The following is a 16,239-nucleotide window of genomic DNA, read 5'->3' as shown; positions in this document are numbered from 1 at the left end:
GGTTAATTTGTCCTTGTTCTGAGTTCACGGCAGCAAGAATGATTTGGCCTTGGTGTCCCGCGGCTTGCGCTTTTTACCGGCCTCGCCCTGGATAAGACGCTTGCGCAGCCAGCCCGAAAACCAATCCATCAACATCACCATCAGGATGATCAGGACGATGTAATAGGCCACTTCCTCCCAGTCTTTCTGGGTGATGATCGCTTGCGTCAGCAGCAAACCGATCCCACCACCGGTGATCGCACCGATCACGGTTGCGCTGCGGGTGTTGGACTCGAGGAAATAGAGAAGCTGGCTCAGCAGGACAGGAGTGATCTGTGGGATCACACCAAAACGGTACCGTTGCGGTGCGTTCGCTCCCGTAGACTGAACGCCCTCGATCTGTTTCTGGTCTACATTTTCCAGCGCCTCAGAGAAGATCTTGCCGAAGGTGCCAGTGTCTGTCACCAAAATGGCCAGCGCGCCGGTCAGAGGGCCAGGCCCGAAGGCACGGGCCAGAACGACGGTCCAGATCAGCGCATCTACACCGCGCACGAAATCGAATACCCGGCGGGTCGCAAACCGCACCGACCGCAGCGGGTTGAAGTTGCGCGTTGCCAGAAAGGCCAGCGGCAGCGCGATCATGCCGGCACCGAGCGTTCCGAGGAACGCCATCAGGATCGTCTCGAAGATAGCCCAGGCCACGTCCTGATGCCGCCACATCTTGTTGGTCCAGAAATCGTTGAAGATCGCTCCGGCTTCACCCGATGCCGCACGTCCTGCCAGTTCAGGAAAGGACTTGCCGTAATAGGGGCTGTCGAGCGTGAACCAGAACAGCTCCCACCCGGTGAAGTAGCGGAATACTTCTGACCGGTTACGCGTCACGGTCAGGCGGCCCGCATCCGTGGTGATGGCCAGACGGTTCTTTGAAACGTTGATCCAGTCGGGCACGTCCCCCGCTGGCAAGTCGGCCTGCACACCTGCGGACCGACTGGGCGGGGCGCGCACGGTACCATAACCGGGAATGTCGTATTCGACGGTCTCGGGCCCAAACCGCACTTCGTGACCTCCTTCCAGATCGATCACGGTGGTCTCGCCCGGCGCCACCCATTCGGGTGCGGTTCCGTCGGGATAGGCCCCTTTGCGCTCTCCCTCGATGGCAACAGACACTTCGCCCTTGCGATTGTCCCGCGTCACATGCGTTTTAAAGCTGTAACTGTCCGATACAAGCGTCTTGCCGTTGTCCCAATTGACACGTTCGGTCAGGCCGGGCACGTCGAAGGCAAAGAAGACGTAGATCAGATAGACAAGAACCAGACCCGGCAATCCAAAATTCACGATCCGCTTGCGGCTGAACAGGTGATCGGCCTCGGCCTTGAGCTCGTTAATGGACAGGTCGGTCGCAAAGGTACTCATGCCGAGGCTCCTTTTTCCGACCCATGGGTCAGACGGTCGCGCAGATAACCGGACAGCTGATCTACGACGACAATTGTGACGAAAAGCAGGATGAAGATGGCGGCGGCCTCATCGTAGCGCCCCTGCCCCCAGGACATGGCGTTGCGCAACTCGTAGCCCAGTCCGCCCGCGCCGACGAACCCCAGAATGGCCGAGGCGCGAATGTTGATCTCGAACCGCAGCAACGCATAGCTCACATAGTTTGGCCCGACCTGCGGGATCACGCCCAGATACATGCGCTGGGACCAGTTTGCGCCCACTGAATGCAACCCCTCAACCGGCTTAAGCGAGGCGTTTTCGTTTACTTCCGAGAACAGCTTTCCCAGAGCGCCCGCCGTGTGAATGGCAATGGCGATCATTGCCGGAATCGGCCCGCCGCCCAGAATGAAGATCAGAACCAGCGCAATTACGATTTCCGGGATGGCGCGAAAGATATCCGAGATACGGCGGAAGACAGGGATCAGCGAAGGCCACTGCGCCATGCCGCGCGTCGACATCAGCGCCAGAAACGTACCCACGATAGTACCGACCAAGGTCGCAGCCGCTGCGATATTCAGTGTCTCGACCAGCGCCGGGAAGAACGTGACCAGATGCGAGGGCATCTCGGCGATCTTTTCCCATGCTTCTGCAAGCACTTCGGACGGGTAGTCCAGAATTCGATGCCAGCCATCGATAAAGCTGCCTGCGTTGCGGTCGTCGGCGGTGCGGAATCCCGCCGCCATCAGCGCAACGAACAGGATCAGGAGGATGCCACCATAGACCCTTTTGCGTCGTGTCATCGCTGTGTATTCGTCGCGGATCAGATCGACGCTTTGGGGCCCTGCAGTCAGGTCTGTCATGGAATGCTCCTGAGGGGAAAACCGGGGTCCGGTTCGGCACCGGACACCGATCATTGGATGTGCAGGCTTAGTTGGATTTCAGCTTGCGCGCTTCGATGATGATTTCGTAGGCGTCGTGCGTGATCGGCTCGAACGCTTTCGCTTCACCTGCGGCCACACCGTAGAAGCAGTCATCGTCCTTCTCGTGCAGACCGGCCATCAGCGCGGTCATCTTTTCTTTGACGTCTGCAGGCAACGCAGTGCGCAGAACGACAGGACCTTCGGGGATCGGCTGCGACTGCCAGATCATGACCAGATCGTTCATGTCGACCAGACCCGCATCAACCGCGCGGCGCAAAGCACCCGAGTTGAAGCCGTCTTCCCAGTTGCCCAAACCATCAGCCCAGGTCACACCACCGTCAACATCACCGTTGTTCACGGCCACAATGGTCTGCTCGTGACCGCCGGTGAACTTCACTTCGCCGAAGTAGTCACCCGAATCCATGGTCGCGCCGGTGGCCTGCGGGATTTCAATCGAAGGGATCAGGTAACCCGAGGTCGAATTCGGGTCGCCGAAGCCGAAAGTCCTACCCTTCATGTCGTCCAGCGAGGCGATACCGCTGTCTTTGCGGGCGAAGCCGATCGAGTAGTAGCCATACCCACCATCAACGTTCACCTTGACCAGAACCGGCTCGACGGCTTCAGGGTCTGACAGATAGGTTTTCGCATAGCCTGACGCGCCCAGCCACGCCATGTCGATAGTGCCGCCCAGCAGGCCCTGAATCACGCCGTTATAATCGGCAGGGGCAAACAGCTTGGTTTCAACGCCCAGCGTCTCTTCGGTATATTCGCGCAGGCATTCGTTGTTGTTCAGACGGTCCTGAGCGTTTTCTCCACCCAGAATACCGATGCGAAATTCGCTGATGTCCTGAGCCATTGTAGGCGCGGCCATGGCAGTGGTCGCAACAAGGGCGGCAATTAGTTTTTTCATCTGTCTCTCTCCGGTTTGATGTGCCGGCCTTTCATCGGCCGGTCGATGAAAGGGTTTGGTATGGCTCAGATGGTGGCCTCTGCTTCCATCAGGGCTTTTTGGGTGGTGTCGAGCGTGTCGATCTCGGTCGATGTCGCCTCTTCCGAGAAATTGGCATCGGCGCCGTAGATTTCGCGGGCGACACCAGTGGTCAGTTGTTCGGGCAGCCCGTCGAACACGATGCGCCCGTCGCGCATGCCGACCACGCGGTCGCAATACCGGCGCGCGGTATCCAGCGTGTGCAGGTTGGCGATGACGGTACGCCCGTCCTCTTCATGGATGCGGCGCAGCGCCTGCATCACAACTTGCGCATTCATAGGGTCCAGCGAGGCAATGGGCTCATCCGCCAAAATGATCTTCGGGTCCTGCATCAGGGCACGTGCAATCGCGACACGCTGCTGCTGACCGCCCGATAAAGCTTCGGCCCGTTTCGGTGCGTGTTCCGCGATACCCAGACGATCCAGAATATCGATGGCCCGATGGATGTCCTCCATCGGGAACAGGTTGAACATGGTGGCCAGGGTCGAGTGACGGTTCAGCGTGCCATGCAGCACGTTCGATACCACATCCATACGCGGCACCAGATTGAACTGCTGAAAAATCATCGCGCAATCCGCCTGCCAAGCGCGTTTGTCCCGACCTTTGAGCTGGGTCACGTCGCGATTTTCATACAGGATCTTACCGTTGCTCGAATCCGTCAGGCGGTTGATCATTCGCAAGAGTGTCGATTTGCCTGCGCCCGAACGGCCAATGATGCCGATCATGCAGGGTTTATCGACATCCAGTGTCGCGGCATCCACGGCCACGTTTTCCCCAAATCGTTTGGTTAGCTTATCTACGCGCAGCACGTACCACCCCCACTTCTTGTTGGCGGTCAGCTACAGAAGCCGTTCAACGGCTGTGTGTCGGTTCAGTGAAAGTTTTGTAAACGTGCACGGGTAGACCATAGGGCCTACACTTTGCCGCGCGTCGCGGATATATGCGCCTCAACAGTGTTTCTCATATGAGGCCAGCCATGAGCTTTGACCGCAAGATCAAGATCGCCCCTTCAATCCTTTCTGCCGATTTCGCCAACTTCGGACAGGAGATTCAGGCCATCGAGGCACAAGGGGCGGATTGGGTTCATGTGGACGTGATGGACGGGCATTTTGTGCCAAACCTCACTTTTGGCCCTCCGGCGGTCAAAGCCTTCCGCCCGCATGTCAAAACCGTGATGGACGTGCACCTGATGATCACGCCGGTCGATCCCTACATTCAGGCGTATGCTGATGCAGGTGCCGACATCCTGACAGCCCATGTCGAGGCAGGGCCACACACCCACCGAACTCTGCAAGCGATCCGCGCTGCTGGAATGAAGGCCGGTGTCGCACTGAACCCGGGCACTCCGGCTGAGGCAGTCGAGCATCTGCTTGATTTGGCCGATCTGGTCTGCGTGATGACCGTGAACCCCGGATTTGGCGGTCAGAAATTCATCGACATGACAAGCAAAATTCGCCGCCTGCGTCAGATGATTGGGGATCGCCCTATCCATATTGAGATCGATGGCGGCGTGGACCCCAAAACTGCGCCCTTGGTCGCCGCAGCCGGAGCAGATGTGCTGGTCGCAGGCTCGGCTGTCTTCAAAGGCGGATCCGTGGGCAACCCTGAAGTCTATGGTGAAAACATCTGCGCAGTTCGTGAGGCGGCCGAGGGCGCGTTGACCTAACTAAAACGCTGTCACTAGTCGTCAGTGTTCCTACTGTAACACTTCCTCCCGTTGAGCCCGGCATCGCGTTGCGCGCGATGCCGGGCTCAAAGCCGCTAGCCGTATTGGCAAAGCCGATGTCGCGCGGAGGCAAAGCTATTTTGCTTGATGCAGTCCGTTTAAAACTGACGCTTGGGCTATCTGTTCAGATCTTCGAAACAGCGACCCTCGGCGACCAACTTTTCGAGCATCGGTGCAGGCTGCCAGAAATAATCGTCCTCCTCTGACCACGCCCGAATATCGGACAGAACCTCTGGCAAGCCGCGAATATCCGCCCATTTCAGTGGCCCGCCCCAATACCGCGGGAACCCGTAACCATAGAGTAGAACCACATCCACATCCAATGGGCGGCGGGCGATACCTTCGCCAACCACTTTGGCTGCTTCATTAGCCATCGCGGTCATGTAGCGGCGCACAATCTCTTCGTCCGAGAAAACGCGCGGAGTTATCCCTTGCGCCGCACGGTCAGCTTCGACCAAAGGCATAACTTCGGGGTTTGGCACTCCTCCACGCCTGCCCGGCTCGTATATGTAGTAACCTTTGCCGGTCTTCTGCCCGAAATGCCCGGCCTCACACAGCTTATCCGCGTATGAGCTGTCGCGCGCCCGGGCATCAAGCCCTGCAGCTCGCTTGCGTTTGCGCGCCGCCCAGCCGATGTCCAACCCGGCCAGATCCGATACCGCAAATGGCCCCATCGCAAATCCGAAATCGGTCAGGGCCTTGTCAATCTGAAAGGGGCTTGCTCCGTCCAGCACTATGTGATCGGCGCAGGAGCGGTAAGCGTTCAGGATGCGGTTCCCGATGAAGCCGTCGCACACGCCGGCCCGCACGGACACCTTTCTCAGTCTGCGCCCCAGTGCAAAACCCGTCGCAACCACATCGGGCAGGGTTTGATCGGCCACAACAATTTCGAGCAGTTTCATCACATGGGCAGGAGAGAAAAAATGCAATCCGATCACATCGCCGGGACGCCGGGTCGCATTCGCGATCTCGTTGATGTCCAGATAGGAAGTGTTGGTCGCCAGAATCGCACCGTCTTTGCAGACTGCATCCAGACTGACAAAGACCTGCTTTTTGACCTCCATGTCTTCGAACACAGCTTCGATCACCAGATCGGCAGTACTCAATGCTTCAAAATCAGTCGCGAGCGTCAACTTGCTGCCAAGAATTTCATCCTGCTCACTCTGGCTCAGTTTACCGCGCTTGACCGCCCCGCCGAGATTTAAGGCAATCCGGTTCTTTGCTACCTGAGCGGCATCCTCAGACATCTCTAGCAGTATCACCTGCAACCCGGCCAAAAGGGCAGATGTAGCAATTCCAGCACCCATCGTGCCGCCGCCCACAACGCCGACCTGATGCAGTTCCCTAGCTTCAACGTCCTTCAGTTCTGGCAGCTTCGAAACCGCGCGTTCCGCAAAAAAGGCATGGATCAGACCCTTACGTTGGTCGGACGCCATCAGCTCCATGAACAGTTCACGCTCACGCGCCAGACCCGCCGCAAAGCTATCCGACTCGCTCGCAGCCTGCACCGCCCGCACGGCAATAGCCGGAGAGAGCTGACCACGCCCCTTTTTCAGCACGCCATCATAGGCCGCATCAAAGTCAATTGGTTCCGGACTAGGCATATCGCAAATCGGGCGGCGCGGTGCTTTGTTTCCCAGCAACTCCGTCACGTATTCCAGGCCGATCTGGCGCGGATCACCCTCCTGAACCTTATCCAACACCCCCATTTTCAACGCCTCAGACGCGGATACATGGCGGCCTGTCGTGATCATGTCCAACGCTGCCTGAACACCAGTTACGCGCGGCAGGCGTTGGGTCCCGCCGGCGCCAGGGATAATACCCAAGTTCACCTCGGGCAGTCCAATTTTGGCCGAGGGCACGGCAATGCGGTAATGACAGGACAATGCGACCTCGAGCCCCCCTCCCAGCGCGGTTCCATGCATCGCCGAGACAATCAACAGGGGCGATGCCTCGATACGGTCGCACAGCGCGGGAAGCCACGGGTCTTGCGGAGGTTTGCCAAATTCGCGGATGTCGGCGCCCGCGAAATATGTCCGGCCGGTTCCATAAATCAGCACAGCGCGCGCTTCCTCGGCTTCGGCGCGTTCGATGCCAGCCAACAGGCCCCGCCGCACATCAACACCCAGTGCGTTTACCGGCGGGTTCTGCGCTGCAAGAACAGCGATGTCCCCGACCTTTTCATATCCGACTACCTGGGACATCCGGTTCATCCTCCCACTCGATTGATGCATTCGGCGCGCCCATTCAATGCCTTGAAAGGAAGCGCGCCCGAAGACTAACCGGGTCTCGACCGTATTCAAGCCCATTTACCGACTAAACGTTCGGTTTTTCGATAAACACCGAGAATTGGAAAATATTTTATCCGTGACCTAGCGCATACGCCTTAAATTGATCTGGACCAGGTCAAGTAAGTTACAGCCTTTTGGGGTCAGGGTTGAACTGTCTGTTTCGCCGAGAAACAAACAGGGGGAAATACCATGTGCGATATCTGCGTCATAAATTCAGTGAAAGACCACATGCTGTCTCGCAGGTCATTCTTCAAAGCCGGGGCTGCGGTGGCCGCGGAGCGTTCATGGACACGACCCACGTCTACGACGCCGACTTCCCGACCTACTTTGGTCAACCGGGGATCGAGAATCTGGCAAATCTAGACAAGGTTTCATCCAGCCGTGCCACTCTGATCGTAGGGGCGCCCACACGCCGGCGGGTCGGGCAGATCAGCCCGCATCTTCGCGATGGTTTGAAGAGATGCCCAATGCATGACTGTCGACCCTTGGGTCAGCCCTTTTCCGATTTGCGCTGGCTGCACAACGGCTATGCCGAAAACTGTATGGCTGAGAGCTGCCAACTTGCGTAATAAACGCGTGTGATGAAATCCTCGATGGAAAGATGGATCAATGCGCCAGTCCACAAGCCAACGCCCTGCCCTACAGTCGCTGATCGCAGTTGTCGCAGACATTGCCAAAGGCATTTGCGCCGCATTGGCCGAGATTGGTGAGGCTCGCGTCAAGACGCGCAAAGTGCAAATGCTGTGGTCCCTGAGCGATGCTGATCTGGCCACGCGCGGCATAGATCGAAAAGACATCATTCGTCTCGTTATGGCCGACGTAATCTAAGTTCTGTGCTAAGGCACCTCTGACCGGGTTGGCCTGAAATCGCCTCAATTATCTGATCGTCGTGACAGGCCCGCAATTTCGCGGGCTTTTTCTTTGACCGCCGTAATATGTTACAGCTTTCCTCTGGTCGATTAATTCTCGTTACATTTTTCTTGCCACGAATCGCACGCGAGTCTATTAACCGACCCATCGGTCAATTATTGTTGCTGACACAATAGAGGAGAGTTCGATCCATGGATGCCTTTATCTGCGACGCTCAGCGGACGCCCATCGGGCGATACGGCGGCAACCTAAGCACGGTTCGAACCGATGATCTGGCCGCCATTCCGATGGCCGCCCTGATGGCGCGGAACCCGCAGGTCGATTGGGCAAGCTTGGACGATGTCATCTATGGCGACGCCAATCAGGCGGGTGAAAGCAACCGCAATGTAGCACGTATGGCCGCACTGCTGGCCGGGCTGCCGGTGGAAGTACCGGGAACAACACTTAACAGGCTTTGCGCCAGCGGTATGGATGCCGTTGGCATGGCTGCGCGGGCAATCAAGGCCGGAGACTACGACATGGCTATCGCGGGCGGCGTCGAAAGCATGTCGCGCGCGCCGTTTGTAATGCCAAAGGCAACGTCGGCGTTTTCGCGGGCAAACGCCGTATACGACACCACAATTGGCTGGCGGTTCGTGAACCCTGAGATGCAGCGGAAATTTGGTATCGACTCGATGCCCGAAACCGCAGATAACGTAGCGGAAGCTTATGGCATCAGCCGCGAAGATCAGGATGCTTTTGCCGAACGCAGCCAGGCCCGCTGGGCCGCGGCGCACCAGACCGGGGTGTTTCAGGAGGAGATCACCCCGGTCACAATCCCCCAACGCAAGGGTGACCCGATCGTCGTAGATACAGACGAGCATCCCCGCCCGGGTACGACCGCCGCAAAGCTCTCCGGACTCAAAGCGATCAACGGCCCGGACAAGACGGTCACCGCCGGAAACGCATCGGGTGTAAATGATGGTGCGGCGGCCCTCCTTCTGGCAAACGAAGCCACTGCGGCCAAGAATGGACTTGCCCCGATTGCACGCGTCGTAGGTATGTCCGTCGCAGGCGTCGAACCCCGTATTATGGGGATTGGTCCGGTCCCGGCCAGCCGCAAGGTGTTGGAGCGCGCCGGGTTAAGCATAGAACAGATGGATGTGGTAGAATTGAACGAGGCATTTGCCTCGCAAGGTCTGGCCACGCTGCGCGAATTGGGTGTGCCTGACGACGCACCTCATGTGAACCCGAATGGCGGAGCGATTGCCATCGGTCACCCGCTTGGCATGTCCGGCGCTCGGCTGGTGATGACAGCAGCTTATCAGTTGCGCCGCACCGGTGGTCGCTATGCGCTGTGCACCATGTGCGTGGGCGTAGGCCAAGGTGCCGCACTTATTCTTGAACGCGTGTAAGGGAGGAGACCCGACATGTATGCTCAGATGATCAAAACGGCCGGAACAGGCGTGAAATCCCGCGAGGAAATGACCGAGCAGGAACGTGCCTTTCAGGACAAGATCGACGCTGATATCAAAATCGAGCCCAAAGACTGGATGCCTGACGATTACCGCGCGACGCTGATCCGCCAGATCGGCCAGCACGCGCATTCCGAGATCGTCGGGCAACTGCCCGAGGGAAACTGGATCACCCGCGCGCCCACTTTGGAGCGCAAGGCGATCCTGCTGGCCAAGGTCCAGGACGAGGCCGGACACGGGCTCTACCTTTATTGCGCGGCGGAAACTCTGGGCGTCAGCCGCGACGAGATCACCGAGATGCTGCTGGATGGTCGCATGAAATACTCGTCGATCTTCAACTATCCGACACTGAACTGGGCGGACATTGGTGCAGTTGGATGGTTGGTCGATGGTGCGGCAATCATGAACCAGGTTCCGCTGCAGCGGACATCCTTCGGACCATACTCCCGCGCCATGATCCGGATCTGCAAAGAAGAGAGCTTTCATCAACGGCAGGGTTATGACGCGATCCGCAAAATGGCTGAAGGCACGCCAGAACAGAAGAAGATGGCGCAGGATGCGATGAACCGGCTGTGGTATCCGTCCCTGATGATGTTCGGACCATCCGACAAGGAAAGTGTCCATTCGGCGCAATCCATGGCTTGGAAGATCAAGATCAACACCAATGACGAACTACGTCAGAAGTTCGTAGATCAGACCGTGCCACAAGCTGAATATCTGGGTCTGACGATCCCCGATCCCGACCTGAAATGGAACGAGGAGCGCGGACACTACGACTATACCGACCCCGACTGGTCAGAATTTTTCGACGTCATAAAGGGCAACGGCCCCTGCAACGTCGACCGACTGGCGGCGCGCAACAAGGCCTGGGACGACGGCAAATGGGTCCGTGACGGACTGCTGGCCCACGCCCGCAAGAAACGCACCGGAAACATGGCTGCAGAGTAAGCCTACCCTGAGGAGGAACACGCATGAAAAACGAATGGCCCCTGTGGGAAATCTTTATCCGCGGTCAGCACGGTATGAGCCACCGCCACGTCGGTTCGCTGCACGCACCTGACGCCGAAATGGCCATCAAGAACGCTCGCGATGTCTATACGCGTCGCAACGAAGGCGTGTCGATTTGGGTCGTCGAGGCCAACAACATCGCGGCTTCATCACCCAGCGACAAGGGTCCGCTGTACGAACCCAGCGAAAGCAAGGTGTACCGCCATCCGACATTCTTCGACATCCCTGACGAAGTGGGGGCGATGTGATGACCCGCGACGAGGCTTTCCTGCAGTTTCTGCTGAGAATGGGGGACAACACTCTGATCCTCGGCCATCGCGTCAGCGAGTGGTGCGGTCACTCACCCGTGTTGGAGGAGGACATCGCGCTTGCCAACACCGCACTGGATCTGATCGGTCAGACACAGATGTGGCTGGGCCTTGCGGGTGAGATCGAGGGCGGCAAAAGCGCCGATGATCTGGCGTTTCTGCGCGACGCCTGGGATTTCCGCAATGCCTTGCTGGTCGAGGTTCCTAATGGCGACTTTGGCCGCACGTTGATGCGTCAATTCCTGTTCGATGCGTGGCATTCAGTCATGCTGGGGCATCTGATGACTTCCTCGGACGAACGCGTCGCGGCCATCGCAGCGAAAGCTAGCAAAGAGGTTGCCTACCACCTCGAACGCTCGGGTGACACGGTCGTTGGGCTCGGTGACGGAACCGAAGAAAGCCACGCCAGGATGCAAGAGGCGCTGGACTACCTCTGGCCTTATGTGGGCGAGATGTTTGCGAGCGACGACGTCGATGCTGAAATGGTTGCAGCGGGTATTGCGCCGAATCCGGCCGATCTGCGCGAAGAGTATGACGCTCTGATCGAACGGGTTTTGACCGAGGCGACCCTGACCATCCCGGATAGCCGCTTCGCCCACAAAGGCGGGCGTGATGGGCGGATGCACACCGAACATCTGGGCCACCTGCTGACCCAGATGCAGTGGTTGCAGCGCGCCTATCCCGGCGCAACGTGGTAACGGCAGATGTCGCGCGCATCGACAAATCAGGTCTGGGAATGGCTGGACGCCGTTCCTGACCCTGAGATCCCGGTGATCTCGGTCGTCGATCTGGGTATTGTGCGCGATGTGCAGTGGAATGACGGCACATTGATGGTCACGGTTACGCCGACCTACTCCGGCTGCCCGGCAACATCCGTCATCAGTATGGATATCGAAACGGCTCTGCGCAGTCATGGCATTGACGATATCCGCATCAAGACCAGTATCTCGCCCGCCTGGACGACCGATTGGCTGAGCGACAAGGGCCGTGAAAAGCTGGAAGAATTCGGCATCGCCCCCCCGCAGCCTGCGGGTGGACCAAGCCGTTGCCCGCGCTGCGGCAGCAAGGCGGTTGAAAAGGTCAGCCAATTCGGCTCGACCCCGTGCAAAGCGCACTGGCGCTGCACCGACTGCCTAGAACCTTTTGACTATTTCAAGTGCATCTGAGGAGGAGCACCGGATGGCACGCTTCCATGACCTGAAAGTTACCGACATCCACAAGACTATCCGCGATGCGGTGGTCGTGACCCTGAAACCGGAAAACGGGACTGCGGATCAGTTTGATTTCGTCGCCGGCCAATACCTGACCTTCCGCAGGCACTTTGACGGCGAAGAACTGCGCCGTTCATATTCGATTTGCGCAGGTAAGGACGACGGCGTTCTGCAAGTCGGGATCAAACGGGTAGATGGCGGAGCCTTTTCAAGCTGGGCCAACTCGGATCTCAAAGTCGGCGACGTTGTGCAGGCCATGCCGCCGATGGGCAGTTTCCACACACCAATCGACCCATTGTCCGAAAAGCAATATCTGGGCTTCGCCGGAGGATCGGGCATCACGCCGGTACTGTCCATTCTGAGAACGACGCTGGCGCGCGAACCCAATTCTCAATTCACACTGATCTATGCCAACAAGGGCATCAACACGATCATGTTCCGTGAGGAACTGGAGGATCTGAAAAACCTCTATATGGGGCGTCTGAACGTAATCCATATTCTGGAAACCGACGCACAGGAAATCGACCTGTTTACCGGGCTGGTCACACAGGAAAAATGTGCTGAACTATTCAAGCACTGGATCGACATCAAGAACGTGGACACCGCCTTTATCTGCGGCCCCGAACCGATGATGCTGGGTATTGCGGCAGCCCTGCGGGAACACGGGCTGGGTGATAATCAGATCAAATTCGAACTCTTCGCAAGCGCCCAACCCGGCCGTGCCAAGCGCACAGCGATTGCAGCAGACGCGGGGACACAGGCCAATCAGACGAAGGCGTCCATTACCCTGGATGGATCGACCCAGACGATTACGCTGCCCAAAGATCAATCCATACTGGAGGCCGCCCTGGAAAACGCGATGGACGCGCCCTATGCCTGCAAGGCCGGGGTCTGCTCGACCTGTCGCTGCCGGGTGATCGAGGGTGAAGTCGAAATGGTCGCCAACCACGCGCTTGAAGACTACGAGGTTGAAAAAGGGTATGTCCTGAGCTGTCAGGCCTACGCCGTGACCGACCGCATTATCGTCGACTACGATCAGTAAAGGGAGAGGACCAATGGCCGAAGACATGACACTCGACAGCTATCTGGCGGCTGGCGGCGTATTGACCAACCCGACCAATGTCCCGCCCCGCTATCGTGCCGAGCTGATGAAGCTGATGGCGACTTTTGTCGACAGCGAACTTGCCGGTGCGGCCGGATTTGCCGATATCATCAACCAGGGTCCTGGCATCAAAGAACGTATTGCCGCCGCCAAGATCGTGCTTGAGAAAATCGACAACGCGGATCGCGTCCTGAAGATCATGGGCGAATTCGGTGCCGATACACAGCGATACGCCACCCATCATCCCTGGACCGCCCGCCTGAGCCGGGATGCAGATATCGGTGCGACCCGCAGCGAACATGACATGCGACTTGCAGTCTTCAACTATCCGATCGTTGGATGGACGGACGCAGTGATCATGAACCTGTTGATGAGCCGCGCGGTGGCCGAGCAACTGGCCGAATTCTCGACGATTTCTTACCAGCCGTTGGCCGAAGCATTCCGGTCCATCGCCCCGATTGAAGCACACCATGGTGAGCTGGCATTGGAGGGTGCTACGAAACTGGCCGAACAGGGCGATACCGGGCAGATGCAGGAATCTGTTGATTACTGGTGGCCGCGCGTGGCAGCCAGCTTTGGCACCGGCGGTCCGGATAAAACCGAGGCCCTGCGGAAACTGGGGTTGCGCCGCCTGACCGGTTCTGAGTTGAAAGCCCGCTGGACGGCAGAGGCAACCCGCACTGTGCAACAGCTGGGCTTGAACGCCCCCTGAATGGTCAGCCCGTGCGGCTGCGGCTGATCAGCCCGTATTTCAATGCCAAAGATCTGAGCGAGCGGCGCTTGGGTCTTTTCTGCTGCACCCCACGTTTTACCGGCGATCCCCCCTGTCGGTTGAATTCATAGACGTCGATGACCTTTTCGGCACAGCCACAGGCTTCACCAAGGCCGACTTTTGCGAAATAGAACTTGTCGAAACGTTCGGGCGTGCGCATGAGTGTCCGTCCTCCTGCCCTATTGAACCCCGAAAGGCAGGGAAAACCAAATCACATCCGTGCAATGAGGTGACTACTTCAGCCCCTAGAGGCCATTCAAACCGTCCAGCGTCAAATCACTCACAAGCGCAGCGTAGTCCCTGCGGACTTCAGAGCCTGCGCCCTTGTTCCACATGTAAAACCAGTTCAGCATTCCGAAAACGGACATGGTCGTCGCCTGCAATTTGGCCGCGTTATCGTTGAATACGTCAGGCGCGATGTCGGCGATAATGTCACTCAGAAATACGACCAGATCGCGCTGGTAACCGCGCAGCAGCTTTTGCTGGTCCGCAGGCAGGGCCGATAGACCCGTGGCCTGCACCCGGTGTTCATCATCCACGCCTTGGTATGCCAGCAGGATTTCCCGGACCGCCTTACGCAGCCGGTCCGGCGCACTGAGCCCTTGCATGTCCAGCCCGCAAATCCCGTCTCGTAATTGCCGAAGGTAAGTTTCCAGCATGTCGAACAGGATGGCATCCTTGCTGTCGTAGTAATGGTAGATATTGGCCTTGGATATCCCGCACTCAGTCGCCAGTTGCGACATCGAGGCCCTGTCGAAGCCTTCACGCGCAAAGACGCGCGCGGCCGACTTCAGAATTCGTTCGCGCTTGTGGTCGTGGTCTTTTGCTATCGTACGGGCCAATTCGTGATCTCCGCCTCTGCTTCATTCATTCCGGTTGTCGATGACGCGCCGGGCCTTGCCCTGGCTGCGTTCGACCTCACCCGGGTCGCCTATATTGATCTCGGTCGAAATGCCAACGACATCCTTGATCCGACGCGTCAGCATGCGCACAGCGGCGGTTTTGCTCAGCTCATCCGCGGCATCCGGTGTGGCCTCGACGTGAATGCGCATCGCGTCCATACGGCCCGCCCGGTAGAGTTCGATCTGGTAATAAGGTGCAAGTCCACCCGTAGCCAGAACCTGTTCCTCGATCTGGCTTGGGAATACATTCACGCCGCGTAGGATGATCATGTCGTCTGACCGTCCTGTAATTTTTTCCATCCGCCGCATCGACCGTGCTGTGCCCGGCAACAACCGTGTAAGGTCGCGCGTGCGGTACCGGATCATCGGCAGGCCTTCCTTGGTCAGCGTGGTAAACACCAGCTCACCCATTTCGCCATCTGGCAGCACTTCACCTGTCTGGGGATCGATGATCTCGGGGTAGAAATGATCCTCCCAGATGACCGGACCATCCTTGGTTTCGACGCATTCATTGGCCACGCCCGGACCCATGATTTCGGACAGCCCGTAAATATCAACCGCGTGCATGTCGAAGGCTTGCTCAACCTCGGCTCGCATCGAATCCGTCCAGGGCTCGGCCCCGAAAACCCCTACTGACAAAGAGCAGCTGCGCGGGTCGATTCCAATCTTATGATATTGCTCGAGAATATTGAGCATATAGGACGGTGTCACCATAATCCCATCCGGTTTGAAATCGGTGATCAGATTGACCTGCTTGGACGTCTGGCCGCCACTCATTGGTACGACCGTGGCACCTAGGCGTTCGATCCCGTAATGCGCGCCCAGCCCACCAGTGAAAAGGCCATAGCCGTACGCGTTGTGCACCATATCCCCACGGCGCAATCCACTGGCCCGTAGGGACCGGGCCACCAAATCTGCCCAATTGTCGATATCGCCCTGCGTGTATCCCACGACAGTGGGCTTGCCGGTTGTCCCCGACGAAGCGTGCAAGCGGATGATCTGTTCACGTGGAACGGCAAACAAGCCGAACGGATAATTGTCGCGCAGATCATTTTTGTATGTGAACGGGAAACGGCTCAGATCACTCAGCGATTGCAGGTCGTCAGGATGGACACCTGCTTCGTCGCACCGCTGACGATACATGGGTACGTTGTCATAGGCATGGCGAAGCGACCACTTCAACCGGTCCAGTTGCAGTGACCGGATTTCGTCAACCGAGGCGATCTCAATCGGATCGAGATCCGCCTTGTTCGGAGTAAGATCCTTCATGCTATCCC

The 16,239-nt window shown here is 58.0% G+C and carries 18 protein-coding genes; 10 read left to right on the top strand and 8 right to left on the bottom strand.

The features are described from left to right. Positions 1–24: 24 nt before the first annotated feature. The 4 genes from phnE (AC2TDA_RS00300) to phnC form a co-directional block, all read right to left on the bottom strand. Entirely contained in the window at positions 25–1,392 is a 1,368-nt protein-coding gene (phnE, locus tag AC2TDA_RS00300; protein ID WP_480878207.1) for a phosphonate ABC transporter, permease protein PhnE, read from the bottom strand. Beyond that, the gene (gene phnE / locus AC2TDA_RS00295) at positions 1,389–2,270 is read right to left on the bottom strand and encodes a phosphonate ABC transporter, permease protein PhnE (RefSeq protein ID WP_480878205.1); all 882 of its coding nucleotides are present in this window, start codon (positions 2,268–2,270) and stop codon (positions 1,389–1,391) included. Before phnE (AC2TDA_RS00295) ends, phnE (AC2TDA_RS00300) begins: the two co-directional genes overlap by 4 nt. A 67-nt stretch (positions 2,271–2,337) precedes the next feature. Continuing rightward, positions 2,338–3,240, bottom strand: coding sequence for a phosphonate ABC transporter substrate-binding protein (gene phnD / locus AC2TDA_RS00290; protein WP_480878203.1), 903 nt, complete (start codon positions 3,238–3,240; stop codon positions 2,338–2,340). A 65-nt stretch (positions 3,241–3,305) separates the two neighbouring features. Beyond that, positions 3,306–4,127 (bottom strand): phosphonate ABC transporter ATP-binding protein, encoded by an 822-nt coding sequence (gene phnC, locus AC2TDA_RS00285; protein WP_480878201.1) that lies wholly within the window; start codon positions 4,125–4,127, stop codon positions 3,306–3,308. 167 nt (positions 4,128–4,294) lie between these two features. Between phnC and rpe the strand changes: the two genes are divergently transcribed. After that, positions 4,295–4,984, top strand: coding sequence for a ribulose-phosphate 3-epimerase (gene rpe / locus AC2TDA_RS00280; protein WP_480878199.1), 690 nt, complete (start codon positions 4,295–4,297; stop codon positions 4,982–4,984). A gap of 176 nt (positions 4,985–5,160) precedes the next feature. Here the strand turns inward: rpe and AC2TDA_RS00275 are convergent, their stop codons facing one another. Continuing rightward, positions 5,161–7,248 carry a 3-hydroxyacyl-CoA dehydrogenase NAD-binding domain-containing protein gene (locus AC2TDA_RS00275; RefSeq protein ID WP_480878197.1) on the bottom strand — a complete coding sequence of 696 codons (2,088 nt, stop codon included), beginning with the start codon at positions 7,246–7,248 and terminating at the stop codon, positions 5,161–5,163. Positions 7,249–7,619: 371 nt separating this feature from the next. Here AC2TDA_RS00275 and AC2TDA_RS00270 point away from each other — a divergent pair, with 371 nt between their 5' ends. From AC2TDA_RS00270 to AC2TDA_RS00230, 9 genes are all read left to right on the top strand, one after another. Next, entirely contained in the window at positions 7,620–7,904 is a 285-nt protein-coding gene (locus AC2TDA_RS00270) for a hypothetical protein (protein ID WP_480878195.1), read from the top strand. A 40-nt stretch (positions 7,905–7,944) separates the two neighbouring features. Next, complete coding sequence (locus tag AC2TDA_RS00265) at positions 7,945–8,163, top strand: hypothetical protein (RefSeq protein WP_480847815.1); 219 nt, start codon at positions 7,945–7,947, stop codon at positions 8,161–8,163. A gap of 233 nt (positions 8,164–8,396) precedes the next feature. Then, complete coding sequence (gene pcaF / locus AC2TDA_RS00260; protein WP_480878193.1) at positions 8,397–9,599, top strand: 3-oxoadipyl-CoA thiolase; 1,203 nt, start codon at positions 8,397–8,399, stop codon at positions 9,597–9,599. A 15-nt stretch (positions 9,600–9,614) separates the two neighbouring features. Then, the gene (paaA, locus tag AC2TDA_RS00255; protein WP_480847817.1) at positions 9,615–10,607 is read left to right on the top strand and encodes a 1,2-phenylacetyl-CoA epoxidase subunit PaaA; all 993 of its coding nucleotides are present in this window, start codon (positions 9,615–9,617) and stop codon (positions 10,605–10,607) included. Positions 10,608–10,630: 23 nt separating this feature from the next. After that, the gene (gene paaB, locus AC2TDA_RS00250) at positions 10,631–10,915 is read left to right on the top strand and encodes a 1,2-phenylacetyl-CoA epoxidase subunit PaaB (RefSeq protein WP_054459917.1); all 285 of its coding nucleotides are present in this window, start codon (positions 10,631–10,633) and stop codon (positions 10,913–10,915) included. Next, entirely contained in the window at positions 10,915–11,673 is a 759-nt protein-coding gene (gene paaC / locus AC2TDA_RS00245; RefSeq protein ID WP_480878192.1) for a 1,2-phenylacetyl-CoA epoxidase subunit PaaC, read from the top strand. Before paaB ends, paaC begins: the two co-directional genes overlap by 1 nt. Positions 11,674–11,679: 6 nt before the next feature. Beyond that, positions 11,680–12,141, top strand: a complete 462-nt coding sequence (gene paaD, locus AC2TDA_RS00240; protein ID WP_480878190.1) for a 1,2-phenylacetyl-CoA epoxidase subunit PaaD — start codon at positions 11,680–11,682, stop codon at positions 12,139–12,141. Between the two features lie 13 nt (positions 12,142–12,154). Beyond that, positions 12,155–13,228 (top strand): 2Fe-2S iron-sulfur cluster-binding protein, encoded by a 1,074-nt coding sequence (locus tag AC2TDA_RS00235; RefSeq protein ID WP_480878188.1) that lies wholly within the window; start codon positions 12,155–12,157, stop codon positions 13,226–13,228. A gap of 13 nt (positions 13,229–13,241) precedes the next feature. Beyond that, on the top strand, positions 13,242–14,000 hold the full coding sequence (locus AC2TDA_RS00230) for a Phenylacetic acid catabolic protein (RefSeq protein WP_480878186.1): 759 nt from the start codon (positions 13,242–13,244) through the stop codon (positions 13,998–14,000). Between the two features lie 4 nt (positions 14,001–14,004). Here AC2TDA_RS00230 and AC2TDA_RS00225 read toward each other — a convergent pair whose 3' ends face one another. The 3 genes from AC2TDA_RS00225 to paaK all read right to left on the bottom strand — a co-directional run bounded on the left by AC2TDA_RS00225 (position 14,005) and on the right by paaK (position 16,231). Further along, positions 14,005–14,220 (bottom strand): hypothetical protein, encoded by a 216-nt coding sequence (locus tag AC2TDA_RS00225; RefSeq protein WP_480878184.1) that lies wholly within the window; start codon positions 14,218–14,220, stop codon positions 14,005–14,007. Between the two features lie 85 nt (positions 14,221–14,305). Next, complete coding sequence (locus AC2TDA_RS00220; RefSeq protein WP_480878182.1) at positions 14,306–14,902, bottom strand: TetR/AcrR family transcriptional regulator; 597 nt, start codon at positions 14,900–14,902, stop codon at positions 14,306–14,308. Between the two features lie 21 nt (positions 14,903–14,923). Next, positions 14,924–16,231, bottom strand: coding sequence for a phenylacetate--CoA ligase PaaK (gene paaK / locus AC2TDA_RS00215; protein ID WP_480847824.1), 1,308 nt, complete (start codon positions 16,229–16,231; stop codon positions 14,924–14,926). Between the last annotated feature and the right edge of the window lie 8 nt (positions 16,232–16,239).

It is taken from the genome of Ruegeria sp. HKCCD6426, assembly GCF_057221115.1.
The sequence above is the reverse complement of the archived record's forward strand: the minus strand, read 5'-3'. Positions and strand labels throughout refer to the sequence as shown.